The following is a 13,412-nucleotide window of genomic DNA, read 5'->3' as shown; positions in this document are numbered from 1 at the left end:
AATTCATCTATTGGGCGTGCTTTCTTAAAAATCTTCTTTAATCTGCTTACAAGTGATAATTTTAGTTGATATTAGATTTATTGCCTCATCTGTAAACCTTTCCGGTTGAGTATCTTGTAGGCTTCGTAGTGCTTTTATTAAAAGACCTATCTCTGTGTCACTCTCTAAGATGATATACTTAACTCTGTTTAAAGCGAACACAAGATGATAACGAGGTGATCTGGCTAAAGCATCATTGTATTTTACTCTCATTTCTTCACTAGCTATCATTGATGATGGACTATAATTTCTAATTTTTTCTTCAGGTATACCTTCCTTTATCGATCTTTCTAAAGACTTTTTTAATGTTTCTACCGTTCCAGGATCATCTCTTTTTGAGATTTGCATAAGATAATACTCATACAAGTACTCAGGTACAGTCTGATCTTCCGAGTTTTTAAAAGTTGGTATATATCGCCATTCCCTCTCATCATAATAGCAATAATCATAAAATACTTTATCTCCTCTTCTGTACGTACCCTTATAAGGTTTATAGTACTTATTCAGCGCCGAGAAAGCAATTACTAAATCGAACAAATCTCCATCTATTTGATGTAAGTCTAGACTTGAATGCTCGCCTTGCAGTTGAGTCAAGCCATATATAACACTTCTTAGCTGATTGTTTTGAGCATGAGAATTTAAAACTGTGGAAATATTATGAAGCCCGCCCGCAATGTGTAGATAATCGTTTACAAACTCAGATTCTTTGTTCAAGTAGAATACCGGAGAAACACCTGCCTGGATACCCCAATCTTTTTCTAGACCTATTCCATACCGACCATATAAATCGATATGATTTCTTAGCTGTGATATAGGAATATCGTTAAAGCACACCATTGGTACATTCAACCCATGTTTATTATCTCCAAAAATGCTATTGCCTTCATCAAATTCTGTGCTACACCTTGGAATAAATCCTTTATCTAAAATATTAATAAGCCATTGCAGCTTATCAGTAAAATGAAAAAGTGTATTAGCGCTTAGGATCGACATATCACAATGTTTTTGATTAAAACTAACAATTAAGTCCTACCAAGCCAAAAAGCTACCTACTACTCTTGTAGGTAGCTTTTTTCATATGGTGACCGACCTTACAAAAACCGACAACAAACCAGCAGATAAGCTCGATAAATTTCGAGATCATTTACTGCACCACAATCCACTTAGCCCGAAAGAGCAAGCCACGCTGGAGAAGTACCGTAAGTGCTTTGGCTGGCGCTGTAAACTGTTTTCTCCGCAACAGGTGGTCAATATGCTGATGCAGGAATACAACCTTAAGTATTCCCAAGCATACCAGCTAATGGCCGAATCGACGAAGCTCTATGGCAAGGTAGAAGACATCGACCGTGAAGGTTCGCGTAAAATTCTAATTGAAGGCTTGTACGTGGCCATGTCCATTGCCGTGAAGGACAAGAATGCCGAAGCCATCATTGCGGCTACCCGCGAAATCGCCAAACTTCAGAAAATTCATGATGATCAGTCGCCATTGAGCCCTGATGAAATGATGCCTGCCCGTATTGTCAAGTACACTCAGAATAATGTAGTTGTAAACAACTTTAATGGCTCGGAGGGTCAAGACAATGAGTAAGGAAGCAATTATCAAGCTTAATGCCAAGCAGCTACACTTTCATCAAGCGTGTACGAGCAACGAGGCTGACATTAAAAAAGATGGGGTAGCCTATCAGGGCGGTTTTCGGGCGACCTTCCAGGGCGCTCGTGGCTCGGGTAAATCGCGCGAGTTATGCCACCTAATGGCTGAATCGGCTTTTCAACTCCCCAGGGCGCGCGCCGGCCTAGCCGGTTTGACCTATCGACAAGTGCAAGATATTATTCTATCTCAAGCCGGTGCAGTACTGGAGGAACATGGATTATATGAGTATAACTCCAAAACAGGTTTCGGTCATTATGTGATTAACCGCCGCCCGCCCGATCACTGGCATACGGCTATTAATCCGATTCGAACGTTTGACAACTGTTTGGCCTTTGTGAATGGTTATACCGTACAATTTGTCAGTGCGGATCGGGAAGAAACCACGCGGGGTGCCAACTTCGATCAGCTGTTTATTGACGAATCCGCCACAATAAAAGAGACGTTTTACAATAAGGTACTACGTCCCACAGTTCGCTCTAATAAGCACATTTATAAAGACCCGCGTCCGGGTCGGAAGGGTTTTAACCACCCCCTACACTGGCTAATTGCCGATTTCACATCGGCACCCTGGCTACCGCAGGGCCAATGGGTCTATAAAACCGAGGAACTCCAAAAGTCGAATCCAGATAAGTACTTTTTTATGGAATCGACCGCCTATGATAATCTGGAGTTTTTACCCGGCTCGTTCATCGATGATCAGCGCGAAGCCTGTGGTGATGAGCTGACATTTGGGGTGGAGATTCTGAACCACCGGGTTACGCGCATACCTAACGGTTTTTACCACGCACTGGATGCTAATCGTCATGCCTATTCGATGGCTTATGGCTATCAGTTCGATGATGAAAAGCGGCTTTATGTTCCTGATCAGCGTCTGGATTATGACCCAAATAAGCCTCTAGAATCAAGTTGGGATTTTAACGCAGTGTTTACCTCCCTGATCTTGTCTCAGGACCATCATTCGGAGTATAGGTTTATTGACACCCTGTTTGTTAAGACCGCTACCGAGAGCCTTGTTGAGAAGCTGGCCAATGACTTTGCTGAGAAGTATAAAGGGCACCGTAAGAAGGTGTTGTATGTGTATGGCGACAATGGGGCTAATAAGAAAGACGCTGGACGCAATAAGACCTACTTCGGTATTATCAAGGACACCCTAACAGCGAAAGGTTGGACTATCGTTGACAAAGTTCAAGAGTCTTATCCCGCTTATTCGATTCGTTATCGTGTTATCAATGCTTTACTGCAAGAAACAAATGTTCGTTTGCCTAAGATTCGGATCAACGAGACAACTTGCAAACCCTTACTCATAAGCCTTCAGTCCGCACCTGTCGATGGCACAACCTATGAGAAGATCAAAACGTCTGAACGAAACAAAGCTTTGCCTCAAGAGTTCGCAACACACTTAAGCGACTGCTTCGATTATATTCTCTATAAGAAGTTCCATAAGTATGTGCCAGTCGGTGGCACGACCCGTACTGGCGGCATTACCATTCGATAGCCAACGAATCGTCGATTCGAATTTTTAATTTTTTGTTTTCGGTTTTCAATGCTCGACCGCGCCCACTCGCCTGCGCGGTCGAGCGAGTCAGCGCCAAAAGTAGGCGGCATATATTCATTTTTTCGTTTTGGCGGTCGCCAGTTTCGCTATAGCGTGGGCGATCAGCCTTGAGAGAACCGGAAAAAAACACCCCTCTTTTTGGCCTAACTGCTTGGTAGTGAATTTTGATTGCTTGCAGTAGACCGGAAAAACCCCGAAAACACCCCCTAAAAAGTTTCGTCCTACTATCGAAGTAGGCCAAACCCGAACATTGCATCAAAAAAAGGGCAAATGTTTGGTATCTATCTCTCTCAGGTCTTAGCAGAATATCGGGCTAGTGGCACCAGTGGCCACAGTCCTTTCTTCGATTTGACCTACCGTAAAGCCGACGGTGCGTATGGCGGAAAAACAAGCGTTCGTCGTCGGGCTGGTGATGTTCCGCCACAAAAGAAAGACCTCACCAGCATTAAGCACGAGAACCGCCACGCCGGAAAGCTGCACCTGATCGACCAGACCGGCCACAAGTTCGAGCTGCACATTCCCTTGCTTCTATCCTACAACGGCAAATTGATTGACCACCGATTTTAATGGACGTTTCACGACTCGGCACTACTGCCTTTATGACCAGTTCGCAACCTTCGGCGGCTGTCTCCTTCGAAGAAGGGAATCAGGATACCAATTCGGCAAAGGGTAACAACAAACGGTCGGTAACCGTCAACAAAAAGCGCTACGATTACTACCCGTGGGGACCGAATAACCTGCTGGTAAACGAGATGATAGACCTCTATCGCTCGAATGGCGACGTGATGAACCTCGTTCAGACTCGTGCCGACTTTTTGTTTGGCTCAGGTGTCGGCTGGTTTAAGCATTCGATGGATGGTAAAGACTTGGTAATGACACCCTATACGGATGCCAAAATCAAGCAATTTGACGAGTTAAATGACCTTCACGCGTTGGCAAATGGGCAGATGACCTACCTCGTTGAAACGGGTAACGTCTTTATGAACCACAGCCGCGAAGATGGAAAACTGACCCTCTCGATTCGGGATAGCCTGACCTGTCGGGCGGTGGTGGCAAAGGGTGCTGCGGTTGATACGTGGCTGCTGGCTCCGGACTGGAGTAACCAAAAAAATGTAGTGGCTGTCCCTGCGTATTCGGAAAAAACCAAAGATGCGCCTGAAACCATCCTTCAGCTGAAGCGTCAGCAGTCAGGGCAATTCTACTACGGCTTTGCAATCTGGTGGGCGGCTCAGAAGTGGATTCGCCTGGCTAACCGGATTCCGGACTTTCACAATAACGGGCTGGACACCGAGTATAATGCCAACAAAATTTGTCGGGTGGCCGAAGCCTATATCGACAAATTTGGTGGTGACACCGATGAGTCGAAGGACAAGTTTCGAGACGATTTTTATAAGTCGGTCGATGAGATCCTGTTCAACAAGGAAGGTAAGCGTCGGGTGATCTTCGACGAGTGCGCGATGGGCACCGATGGTAAGATGGTCCCCTACATCGAGTTTGAAAATATTCCGACCAGCTTGACTGGCAAGGAGTATTCCGAACTCTATAACATCGCCGTTACCGCTTTCGCCAATGCCTCCGGCATTCTTTCTGGACTGGCGGGCGTATCCGACGGGAAGGTATTGGGCGGATCAGGTTCCGAACTACGCGTTTCTGCCGAATACCAGCAGTTTTACCGCACCCCGCGTGAGCGTCAGGTCATTGAAAGCTACTGGAATCGCCATATCAAACGCGAGTTACAGCTACCCGACGACGTGTTTTTTGGCTTCAAAAACATTCTTCTGGAAACGCTCGACAAGGAAAAATCCGGATCGAGCAAGAAAACCACCAGTGGCACCACAGCTGGTGAAGAAGAAAAGGCGGATTCCAAGCAGACTGGCGATAAGAAGCAGGATAGCCAGAAAACCACTACTAAAACGTCGGGCAAATGATTCTCAACACCATCGAAGGGCTGAAACTGCATTTGGGCCGCGCCATTAGTCAGGCGACTAAGATCGACTTCATCCAGTCGTACATTCAGCTGGCAGAAAATGAGTTCATTTTGCGGGCTATCGGTCCCGAAATGCTAGCCGAACTCACCACGCAGTTCACCGCTACGCCATCCAGCGTTACCCCTGCCAACAAAGAGTTGTTGACCCGCTTACAGTCCGCATTGGCCTTCTATACCTACGTCAAATACCTACCCTATTCGCTAGGAACGGATGGCGATAATGGCCTACAGGAACAGGATACCGAAAAGACAAAGCCGGTTCGTATGGGTGTATTGGATAAGCGCCTACGCGAATCAGCTGAGAATGCCGCGAACGCACTGGAACAGGCATTGGTGTATCTGTATCAGCATCGGACACAGTACCCAACCTGGCTAAATTCTGACAGTTACAAACGGTCGAGTAGTCTGTTTGTCTTTTCCGCTACCGAACTGACCGAGTATTTGCCCCAAGCAGCGGGCAGTTATCGGTTGTTTTTATCGCTGGTACCATACCTACATAAAGCCGAAAAAAACAGTATCAAGCCGCTGATCGGCTCGGCTTTGTACGACGATCTGAAGGCTAAACGCGTATCGACGGACCCTTTACAGCCTGCCGACATTCGTTTGCTGGAGGCCGTTGGACAGGCGACCGCCACTAACGCTTACGCACTGGCGCTGTACTACCTGAACGTGGTGCAGACTTCTGGCGGTGGGTTACGCATCCTGAGTGATTTCGATGGCATTTACAACCAGAAAGCGGTCGATCCGAAGCTACTCTTAGAAGCGCAACGTAAGGCTGATGGCGAAGCATCGAGCGCGTCGGTAGCACTCAAGGCATATCTAACCGAGAACGCTGATCAGTACCCACTCTACAAAAATTCTGACCGGTACACGGCCAAAGGTCCAAACGAGCTTCCCGATAATTCACAATATCAAGGCGTATTCCGTCTTCGCTAACCACCAAATTTTTATGAAAAAAAACGACGATAAACCAAAAGACATGGTAGCCCGCGAGCAACCCAAGCAGAACACATTCCGGGTTACGAAACCCGACGAAGTTGAGCCTGATCTGGCTGAACAGTTGGCTCAAGAAGTAGCCAACGAAGAAGCTGAAATAGCCGCCGTTGAAGAAGGCATTGCTCAGCGTAAACAGGAGATGGCTACGAAGGCCGCAAAAGCAGCCGAAGCCGCCCGGCAGGACAAGCTCAATAAGCGGTCGAACCTGTTGGAAGATGCTACCGATTGGCGCGAAATGGCCCGTACCAACAACGATCCTGTGAAGGCCAAAGACTATTTGCGTCGGGCGAAGGATGCCGAAGCCGAAGCCACGAAACTAGGTGCTGAACTGAATCTGAACGACCCGCTGCCAGAGGTCAGTAAAGAGCCTACCAAACTCCAGCCTCTATCGACCAACAAAGCCATTAAGATCATTATCGGGGTGTTCATCGCCTTTCTTATCCTGACTTGCGTCGTAGGCTCCTTCATTTCAGCTGATCCCAATAATGCCATGGGGCAGAGTATGATATCGAATGCTCCACTTCGGGCTCTACTCAGCTTCACGCTCACGTTCCTGACGTTTCTGGTCGCTGTCTTTTTCATCCGTGTTGCATTCCCTCAATTCTATCGTATATGGCACAATCGAATCGATTCCGAGCGGTCGCTCGAATCCTTAATCAACGAATCGCCCGCCTGGGCCGTCTTGCTCTTCTTGTTGGGCTTGTTCTACACGTTCATGCAGCTGTTTGCCAGCTTCTACCAGTCGCTGTACGCCTAGACAGCCTGAATAAGAAACGGGCCTGTGTGCTGGAAACCGCCAGTTCACAGGCCCACGTCAAGGAGAAGTCGAACCGCAACGACCATCCACAGATTGACGTCTATTTCAAGGCTATCGGGTGGGCGCATCCAGAGCGTGTTGCGGCAGCGGCTAAACCGTGGTGCGGGGCATTTGTAGGTTGGGTGTTAAAAACTTGTGGTGTTCCTACACCTAAAGGCGCAAATCTGGCAGCGGTGGCCTCCTTTGATGCTATGAAGAAGAAACGGCTTCCTCCTGGCTCTCACGCTATACCGGGCGATGTGGTCACTTACAAAACGTGGAGTCATGTCGAGTTCGTAGTCAGTTGGCCGCTCGACCCCCGCGTCAGGGTTTTTTACGCGGTTGGTGGCAACACGACCGCAGGTAACAGTGTGCATGGCGTGTACGTCAACATTCCCCGCCCCAAGCATTACATACGAAATATTGTCCGCTTCATTCCGGAATCATAATGAATAAAAATCTTTCCACACCAGCCTGGCTAATTGCCTTGGCAATCTTCGCTCAGGTCCTGTTGGGCCTTCTAAGTGCCACCCTGATTTACAAACAGTACAATCAGCCAAAGCAGTGGTCACTTGATTCGACCACATACTACAAGACACTGGAGGGTCAGGGCAAACTTAGTTTAAACCTATATCTCCAACAACAAGCCCATGAGGAACGATTACGCAAATTGGACAAGAAACGCATGGCTCGTTTCCGTCAGATTGATTCTCTGTCTGGCGATGCTTTACAGCACGAATTCGACCGGATGTACAATGGACTCCCTGAAACGGCTCGACCCCAAACCGATTCGACTCACCGAAGCCGGGGCACGTCAGGTACTCAAAGACAAGGCAGATCTGATCCTGCTGATCGGAAAGGTACAGTCGCAGGACACCCTACTAGCTCAGCAACAACAGGCATTGACAAGTCAGGGGCAGACCATCAAACAACTGAACGAGGGCAAACAACAGGAAAAGAACCGGGTCACGACTGCCCAATCCCAAACCGACGCCTACCGGAAGAAACTGCGCGCAGCCAGACTGGAGAACTGGATAACGCGCGGGGCCGTGTTACTATACGTGGTCGTCAGGCTAAAACTAATATAGCCTACTGGAAACTGATACGTGAACAAGGTTATACTTACCCCGACGTGGCGTTTGCCATTAGTGCGGTTGAAACGGGTTATTGGTATCCCAAAACTAGGATTATGCAGAACCATAATCTGTTCGCCCTCAAGATCAGACGCATGCATCCCTGGCTGAGTCTATACCTAACGACGGACGATCAAGGTTACGCGGTGTACGCAGAAGAATCAGACTCAATGGCAGATTACAAAATGTACGAAGGCTACGTGATTCGGAAGTATGGTCTGAAAAATCGGCAGGAGTACATCGACCACATCTGCCGGAGGTTTTGTCCTAGCCCCTTCTATCGTGAGAAACTAGTTTTGGCTTTCAGAAAACTGATCGACATCCGATTACAGGCTTAACCCCTACTAGTATGCTCTCTTTTTCTCTGGCTCTCGAAGCTGTTAAACAAGGTAAACGAATTGCCCGCGTAGGCTGGAATGGCAAAGGTATGTTTGTCTTCATGCGCCCCGGTGATGCATTGACGGTAGATACGGTCGTCAACAAAGTAAAATCTTTACCACATACGGTAAAGGATTACTATGCTAAGATGCATGAGGGGTATAGACCTCTAGTTCCCGGCGAAGAGCCTACCATCAAGTTCACATCTTACCTATGTATGGTTGCCGCTGATGGTTTTATCGTCAATGGCTGGTTAGCCTCTCAGACCGATATGTTAGCTGAAGACTGGACAATCTTAGACTAATGTCACAGACGCTTACCAACATTATTACCTCACTAGCTGGCCAGGTCGTTTCATTCGGCTTGGCCGCTTTTGCTTGGCAGTACATTCAGGAACGACTCAAGAAAATTGAGGATGTAGACCGCCGTGTATATCGGCTTGAAACCCGCGAAGAACAACGTAAAGAACTTGGATTAGACAAACCGAAATAGCCTTATGGAACCTGTAATATTTTTCGTTGGGTTGGTGCTGATAGCCTACCTCACTTACATTCATATTTCACTGGCAGATAAGCACTGGTCTACTCAGAAGCAACTGAAAGTTGTCGAAGCAAGACTGATTGTGATGAGCAAGCAGATGAAAGAAGCCGCTTTTAATGACTTGATTGCTTACATCAAAGAGCATGAAGGCAAGGATGCAATTAAAGAGTTTCCCGGCCCAACTCGTCCCAAAACCCGTAAGTGGCTGATCAATCACGGTATACTCACCCATGATCGTCAGGCGCTCATTTTTAAGTATCTGGAGAAAGCCCTTAATCCGCCGACTAATGAGAAAAATTGAATTTGGTAGTAAGACCTATCAGGTTGCCGAGAAGTGGTCAGAGCTAACGCCAGAGCAGTATATTCAGCTGATCATGTGCCCCCGCCTGAAAGCGGACGGCTCGTATGAAACGCTCGACAACGAAGCTGCGGCCTGTCGTGCCTGGCTAGGCATGAGTCCAAAGGTTTGGGTAAAGCTGGAACTAGCACACTGGCAGTGGGGACAACTCAGGCAACAGTTTAACTGGTTGTTCACGACCCGACCCGAAGGCAAGCCGCCTATCAATTCCTTTGCTCATAAAGGTGTGAATTATCACCTGCCCGCAGACGCTTATGGCGACACCAGTGCAGTAGAGCTGTCGTTTGCGAACATGGCTTATCTGGAGTTCGCTAATCCTGAAGAGCCGACGCCTGACGCACTCGACCGGCTGATTGCTATACTGTGCCGACCACGTCGCGCAGACTTCAAGAAGTTCCGCAATTCAGCCGAATGGAATGGAGACCTGCGCGAACCCTTCAACGAATCCCGGATGGTTGACCGCGCGAAGGATCTGGCCGGCCTCGATCTAAGCATGAAGCTGGTTGTACTGGATTACTTCGAGCGCATGAATAATCAGTTTCTGGAAAGTTACGGTGAGTTGTTTGGAGCCGACAAACAGCCTCGGTATGGCGACGGACGTGGCTGGATTATGATTCTCAAAAACGTAGCGAAAGATGGGCATTTTGGCGACTTCGATAAGGTCTGTCAAACCCCTGCCCATTTGTTGTTTGCGACGATGCTCGATGATTTGTTGGACGCGCAGGATAGAGAAGAAGAAGCTTTAAAGAATCAACCCAAATGATTACCGATCTACTAAGCCTAACCGAATTCATTGAGCAGATCGCCACCGGCACCGCTGGCATTGTTCAGTTTTTAGCCCTATCAAATGGAGAAAAGGCAGTCGATGAAATCAGCGCCTTTTATAACGACACCTACGCCGGCACGACTGCATTTTTCCAGATAGCCGAAATTGGCCCCAAAGACAACCGGGCCGGTCTGCAACAAGTGACGTTTTATTGTTCACTCACCGTTGCCGAGAAGCCTGACGACGTGAGCGCCCGCGCGGGGCTGGCCACGCGTGACAACACCATGAAATTGCTGTTGTCGATATTGGGACAGCTGAAGATAAAGGCCGAAGAAAGTGCTGAGACGGTCGAACAGGAGGGCGAAGGCTACCAATTCTGTGTCACGCCTAGTGAGCGCATATTTCCGATCGGGATGTTAGCCAACGTGAGTTTAGAAGGGTACTATGTCGATCTGGATATAACGATTTCTGCCAACCACCTGCTGTTTCCCTAATGGACGCTTTAACACCACTCACCTTTTTACCCCTTCGGTTGTCGCGCAACCCGATGGCCTACACCATCGACGCTGTAGCTGACAGTCAAAACCGGTCTGGTTTGGGTTATTTCCTGACGCTCAAAATGCCGAAAACCTACGGCTCCGGCGACTATGCAGAATTGCTTACTCTACCCGGTCGAGAGTTTCCCCCGCGTAAGGAATTAGGCGCTACGATTTATCCCGGAGCAACCTTTGATGTGGGCATTTTTATCGACGACTTTTTAAGCCGTACCGCCCCTACGCCTGATCAGGTGGGTATCGTGACCTGCGGAGATATGATCACGCCCTACCTGACGCAAACGCGTGTTGAGCAGGATGGAGCACTGGTGGCCGGTACCGACAAAACGTTACCCCTCGAATATGCGATTAAAGGCGCGCTGTCAGTCGAACAGTTCGCGGGCTGGCGTGATCAATTCTTTACAACGTACCTGGCACAAAGTCGCCAGTTCCTAACCTGGCAGCCGAACGAGAAGTGGGTCGATACGGTGCAGCCTGAATTTCTGTACTACCTAGTCAACTTCACGCCGAAGCCTGCGGAGCTGCGATTGCGGGTAGACATTGCCTACTCCGATGGTAGTATCGACACGCTGACTGCACAGCGCATGACGACAGTTAACCAGTATATGGTCTACTGTATGCCGGTGGGCTTCGTGGCGTTGGGATTACCCGAGCGCGAAGCCGCAACCGGTAAGAAAGTTCACTCCTATCAAGTCTGGATTGCTAACGAGTCGGCTCAGCGTCTGAGCGAAGTGCGTACCTACTACGTCAACCGCGATTATGAAGCCAACATTCTGTATTTACTGTTTGCCAATTCATTGGGCGGGTACGATACCCTACGTTGTACTGGACAGAGCGCCCGCACCTTGACAGTGGTCGGCACCGATAGTCAACGCGCGCTCGATCCGCAGTACTTGCCCACCACTGCCGAAATTTTCCGTAATAACCGCATTGGTGAGCGAACGTTAGCCGTGGCCACCGGTCTGCGCGATGGCGATGAACTGAACTACCTGAGTGAAGTGGTCTTGAGCGAAGAAGTGTATTTAGTGGCTCAGGAAGGTTTTGTCGCCCTGAGCCTGCCCGACTCGACTGATACCGCACTGGCGCTGCGATCTGATGATGAAGATTTGGCCGGTCGCATCCTGATGTTCCGTTTTGCCAAAAACGAAGTCGCTTACTCCAACTTGCCCAGCCCGCCCACCGCTCCGGCCCGCGCGACAAAATGGGTACCGGTGAATACCTTCTGTCTGATTAATGACAACGGTTTGCGGACTGGCTATCTCGGAGCCGCCAAGCTGGAGCTTCGTTATGTTGATGATGGGAGTCTGGTAAAACCGCTTCGCTCGAAGTCCAACACGCCCGGAACAGACGGTTATGTCTCGCCCATCGCGTCGGCTCTGTGTGCCACAACGCCCTATGTTAATGATCTGGTGCAGAAAGCCGGCTCTTACAAACGAAATAACTGTGGTGCAGATATGGAAGCGACGGTTGCTACGCTCACTATCCCTGCGGGTATGTATGGTGCCGAAACAGCCGCACAGCTACAGAGCCGCATCGACAGCGCCCTCAAAGCGATGGATACGCAGGCGTACGCGAATCAGTACGGTTCGTGCCTGGCTAACCCAGCTGGCTATACCTTTAATGTTCCCGATGGCAACTGGCACTACCGGGGTAATCTGGCGAGTCGATTAGGAATCGAAACGGGTGGGGCTCCTTATATGGGTAATGCCTGGACGATGCAAGGGCAAGGTGGTAATTATGTTTATCCGACCGGAAGTAATGATCTGAATTTCCCCTCGACTGATTTCACCCCCGACGCGTGGCGACTGTTTACCTACGGTACCGCTGGCGCTTCGGCACGGCTACGGGTGTATAATAATGGGGTTTTGTATCTGGAGAAAACGTTTGTCTACAACCCCGATGGGTACGAGTATCACAGTTTGTTTGGTAAGACTGCTGGTAGTTCGCTGATCGTGGCCAGCATGGACAAACTATACGTTCAGCTAGTCGATTTATAAAGATGGGATTCGCGGTTAATCTAACACAGGAACAGTTTGAAGAAGTCGCTACTGATGTGATTGGTAATATTGTGGCTGAAGCGTCGATAGTAATGCAACGGAAGCTACAGGACGCTGGTTATGTATTGACAGGCGAGCTACTAGACTCCATTCGCCACCAGTCTGTTGTCGTGGCTCGTGACCTGTATGCCGAGTTCAGCATTGGCTTTTCGGGCTATGGCCGTTTTAAGGACATGCGGCAGCTGCTATACGAGAAAATGCCTCCGGTGCAGGTAATGGAGCAATACGTGCGGGAGATTGGTCTGGACAAATTCAAGTACGTGCCTGGCTACTTGCTGAATGCCAAATACCGGGTGCTGAACATTCCGGACAACCGAGCAATCAACCGGATCGCCTGGGGAATTTCACGTTCCCGGATTTTCACGGCCAAGATTAGGTATTATAAGCGCAATGCGTTCTATAATCCAACACGGGGGAAGCTCATTTATGAGACAAGCTATAAGCTATTGGACGCATTACCGGAACCCATCATGAAGGGTATCAAAGAAATGCTGGAAAGGGTTAATTAGGTTTTTTTGTTGTAATCGGCAAAGCCTGACCGTAGTGCGGTCAGGCTTTCTTTTTTGGGGGGATTCCGTCCTACTATGACGGTTTTCTGAGTG

The 13,412-nt window shown here is 48.7% G+C and carries 18 protein-coding genes; 16 read left to right on the top strand and 2 right to left on the bottom strand.

Annotation, left to right across the window (positions count from 1 at the left end):
• Nucleotides 1-24 precede the first annotated feature (24 nt).
• On the bottom strand, nt 25-1,032 hold the full coding sequence (locus tag M0L20_RS13605; protein ID WP_248477487.1) for an abortive infection system antitoxin AbiGi family protein: 1,008 nt from the start codon (nt 1,030-1,032) through the stop codon (nt 25-27).
• A gap of 85 nt (nt 1,033-1,117) precedes the next feature.
• On the opposite strand from M0L20_RS13605, the gene M0L20_RS13600 reads away from it, so the two are divergent.
• Both M0L20_RS13600 and M0L20_RS13595 read left to right on the top strand, forming a co-directional pair.
• The gene (locus tag M0L20_RS13600) at nt 1,118-1,627 is read left to right on the top strand and encodes a hypothetical protein (protein ID WP_248477485.1); all 510 of its coding nucleotides are present in this window, start codon (nt 1,118-1,120) and stop codon (nt 1,625-1,627) included.
• Nucleotides 1,620-3,185: a terminase large subunit domain-containing protein gene (locus tag M0L20_RS13595; RefSeq protein ID WP_248477483.1), complete on the top strand. Its 1,566-nt coding sequence runs from the start codon at nt 1,620-1,622 to the stop codon at nt 3,183-3,185. The genes M0L20_RS13600 and M0L20_RS13595 overlap by 8 nt, the downstream gene beginning before the upstream one ends.
• Here M0L20_RS13595 and M0L20_RS30125 read toward each other — a convergent pair.
• A complete protein-coding gene (locus M0L20_RS30125; RefSeq protein ID WP_262923907.1) occupies nt 3,172-3,303 on the bottom strand; it encodes a hypothetical protein in 132 nt (43 codons plus the stop codon). The genes M0L20_RS13595 and M0L20_RS30125 overlap by 14 nt on opposite strands.
• 212 nt (nt 3,304-3,515) lie before the next feature.
• Between M0L20_RS30125 and M0L20_RS13590 the strand changes: the two genes are divergently transcribed.
• The 14 genes from M0L20_RS13590 (at nt 3,516) to M0L20_RS13525 (ending at nt 13,319) form a co-directional block, all read left to right on the top strand.
• Entirely contained in the window at nt 3,516-3,812 is a 297-nt protein-coding gene (locus tag M0L20_RS13590) for a hypothetical protein (protein WP_248477481.1), read from the top strand.
• A complete protein-coding gene (locus M0L20_RS13585) occupies nt 3,812-5,173 on the top strand; it encodes a hypothetical protein (RefSeq protein ID WP_248477479.1) in 1,362 nt (453 codons plus the stop codon). Before M0L20_RS13590 ends, M0L20_RS13585 begins: the two co-directional genes overlap by 1 nt.
• Nucleotides 5,170-6,168: a DUF6712 family protein gene (locus tag M0L20_RS13580; protein ID WP_248477478.1), complete on the top strand. Its 999-nt coding sequence runs from the start codon at nt 5,170-5,172 to the stop codon at nt 6,166-6,168. The genes M0L20_RS13585 and M0L20_RS13580 overlap by 4 nt, the downstream gene beginning before the upstream one ends.
• A 13-nt stretch (nt 6,169-6,181) precedes the next feature.
• A complete protein-coding gene (locus M0L20_RS13575) occupies nt 6,182-6,985 on the top strand; it encodes a DUF4153 domain-containing protein (RefSeq protein WP_248477477.1) in 804 nt (267 codons plus the stop codon).
• Nucleotides 6,877-7,473 carry a C40 family peptidase gene (locus M0L20_RS13570; protein ID WP_248478085.1) on the top strand — a complete coding sequence of 199 codons (597 nt, stop codon included), beginning with the start codon at nt 6,877-6,879 and terminating at the stop codon, nt 7,471-7,473. Before M0L20_RS13575 ends, M0L20_RS13570 begins: the two co-directional genes overlap by 109 nt.
• Before the next feature lie 201 nt (nt 7,474-7,674).
• Nucleotides 7,675-8,112: a hypothetical protein gene (locus M0L20_RS13565; protein ID WP_248477476.1), complete on the top strand. Its 438-nt coding sequence runs from the start codon at nt 7,675-7,677 to the stop codon at nt 8,110-8,112.
• A 101-nt stretch (nt 8,113-8,213) separates the two neighbouring features.
• Complete coding sequence (locus tag M0L20_RS13560; protein WP_248477475.1) at nt 8,214-8,495, top strand: hypothetical protein; 282 nt, start codon at nt 8,214-8,216, stop codon at nt 8,493-8,495.
• Between the two features lie 11 nt (nt 8,496-8,506).
• Nucleotides 8,507-8,839, top strand: coding sequence for a DUF2829 domain-containing protein (locus tag M0L20_RS13555; protein ID WP_248477474.1), 333 nt, complete (start codon nt 8,507-8,509; stop codon nt 8,837-8,839).
• Nucleotides 8,839-9,027 carry a hypothetical protein gene (locus tag M0L20_RS13550; protein ID WP_248477473.1) on the top strand — a complete coding sequence of 63 codons (189 nt, stop codon included), beginning with the start codon at nt 8,839-8,841 and terminating at the stop codon, nt 9,025-9,027. The genes M0L20_RS13555 and M0L20_RS13550 overlap by 1 nt, the downstream gene beginning before the upstream one ends.
• 4 nt (nt 9,028-9,031) lie before the next feature.
• On the top strand, nt 9,032-9,376 hold the full coding sequence (locus tag M0L20_RS13545) for a hypothetical protein (RefSeq protein ID WP_248477471.1): 345 nt from the start codon (nt 9,032-9,034) through the stop codon (nt 9,374-9,376).
• Nucleotides 9,363-10,196, top strand: a complete 834-nt coding sequence (locus M0L20_RS13540) for a hypothetical protein (RefSeq protein ID WP_248477470.1) — start codon at nt 9,363-9,365, stop codon at nt 10,194-10,196. Before M0L20_RS13545 ends, M0L20_RS13540 begins: the two co-directional genes overlap by 14 nt.
• Nucleotides 10,193-10,693, top strand: coding sequence for a hypothetical protein (locus M0L20_RS13535; protein ID WP_248477469.1), 501 nt, complete (start codon nt 10,193-10,195; stop codon nt 10,691-10,693). Before M0L20_RS13540 ends, M0L20_RS13535 begins: the two co-directional genes overlap by 4 nt.
• The gene (locus M0L20_RS13530; protein ID WP_248477468.1) at nt 10,693-12,750 is read left to right on the top strand and encodes a DUF5977 domain-containing protein; all 2,058 of its coding nucleotides are present in this window, start codon (nt 10,693-10,695) and stop codon (nt 12,748-12,750) included. Before M0L20_RS13535 ends, M0L20_RS13530 begins: the two co-directional genes overlap by 1 nt.
• 2 nt (nt 12,751-12,752) lie before the next feature.
• Complete coding sequence (locus M0L20_RS13525) at nt 12,753-13,319, top strand: hypothetical protein (protein WP_248477466.1); 567 nt, start codon at nt 12,753-12,755, stop codon at nt 13,317-13,319.
• The last annotated feature ends 93 nt before the right edge of the window (nt 13,320-13,412 follow it).

The sequence above is a fragment of the Spirosoma liriopis genome (assembly GCF_023196085.1).
Taxonomy (GTDB): domain Bacteria; phylum Bacteroidota; class Bacteroidia; order Cytophagales; family Spirosomataceae; genus Spirosoma; species Spirosoma oryzicola.
The sequence above is the reverse complement of the archived record's forward strand: the minus strand, read 5'-3'. Positions and strand labels throughout refer to the sequence as shown.

Excerpts from the sequence above, each read along its gene's own strand:
- M0L20_RS13560 (WP_248477475.1), top strand. The coding sequence starts at position 8,214 with ATGCAGAACCATAATCTGTTCGCCCTCAAGATCAGACGCATGCATCCC.
- M0L20_RS13595 (WP_248477483.1), top strand. The coding sequence starts at position 1,620 with ATGAGTAAGGAAGCAATTATCAAGCTTAATGCCAAGCAGCTACACTTT.
- M0L20_RS13580 (WP_248477478.1), top strand. The coding sequence starts at position 5,170 with ATGATTCTCAACACCATCGAAGGGCTGAAACTGCATTTGGGCCGCGCC.
- M0L20_RS13525 (WP_248477466.1), top strand. The coding sequence starts at position 12,753 with ATGGGATTCGCGGTTAATCTAACACAGGAACAGTTTGAAGAAGTCGCT.
- M0L20_RS13590 (WP_248477481.1), top strand. The coding sequence starts at position 3,516 with ATGTTTGGTATCTATCTCTCTCAGGTCTTAGCAGAATATCGGGCTAGT.
- M0L20_RS30125 (WP_262923907.1), bottom strand. The coding sequence starts at position 3,303 with ATGAATATATGCCGCCTACTTTTGGCGCTGACTCGCTCGACCGCGCAG.
- M0L20_RS13535 (WP_248477469.1), top strand. The coding sequence starts at position 10,193 with ATGATTACCGATCTACTAAGCCTAACCGAATTCATTGAGCAGATCGCC.
- M0L20_RS13550 (WP_248477473.1), top strand. The coding sequence starts at position 8,839 with ATGTCACAGACGCTTACCAACATTATTACCTCACTAGCTGGCCAGGTC.
- M0L20_RS13585 (WP_248477479.1), top strand. The coding sequence starts at position 3,812 with ATGGACGTTTCACGACTCGGCACTACTGCCTTTATGACCAGTTCGCAA.
- M0L20_RS13530 (WP_248477468.1), top strand. The coding sequence starts at position 10,693 with ATGGACGCTTTAACACCACTCACCTTTTTACCCCTTCGGTTGTCGCGC.
- M0L20_RS13555 (WP_248477474.1), top strand. The coding sequence starts at position 8,507 with ATGCTCTCTTTTTCTCTGGCTCTCGAAGCTGTTAAACAAGGTAAACGA.
- M0L20_RS13605 (WP_248477487.1), bottom strand. The coding sequence starts at position 1,032 with ATGTCGATCCTAAGCGCTAATACACTTTTTCATTTTACTGATAAGCTG.
- M0L20_RS13600 (WP_248477485.1), top strand. The coding sequence starts at position 1,118 with ATGGTGACCGACCTTACAAAAACCGACAACAAACCAGCAGATAAGCTC.
- M0L20_RS13565 (WP_248477476.1), top strand. The coding sequence starts at position 7,675 with ATGAGGAACGATTACGCAAATTGGACAAGAAACGCATGGCTCGTTTCC.
- M0L20_RS13540 (WP_248477470.1), top strand. The coding sequence starts at position 9,363 with ATGAGAAAAATTGAATTTGGTAGTAAGACCTATCAGGTTGCCGAGAAG.
- M0L20_RS13545 (WP_248477471.1), top strand. The coding sequence starts at position 9,032 with ATGGAACCTGTAATATTTTTCGTTGGGTTGGTGCTGATAGCCTACCTC.
- M0L20_RS13575 (WP_248477477.1), top strand. The coding sequence starts at position 6,182 with ATGAAAAAAAACGACGATAAACCAAAAGACATGGTAGCCCGCGAGCAA.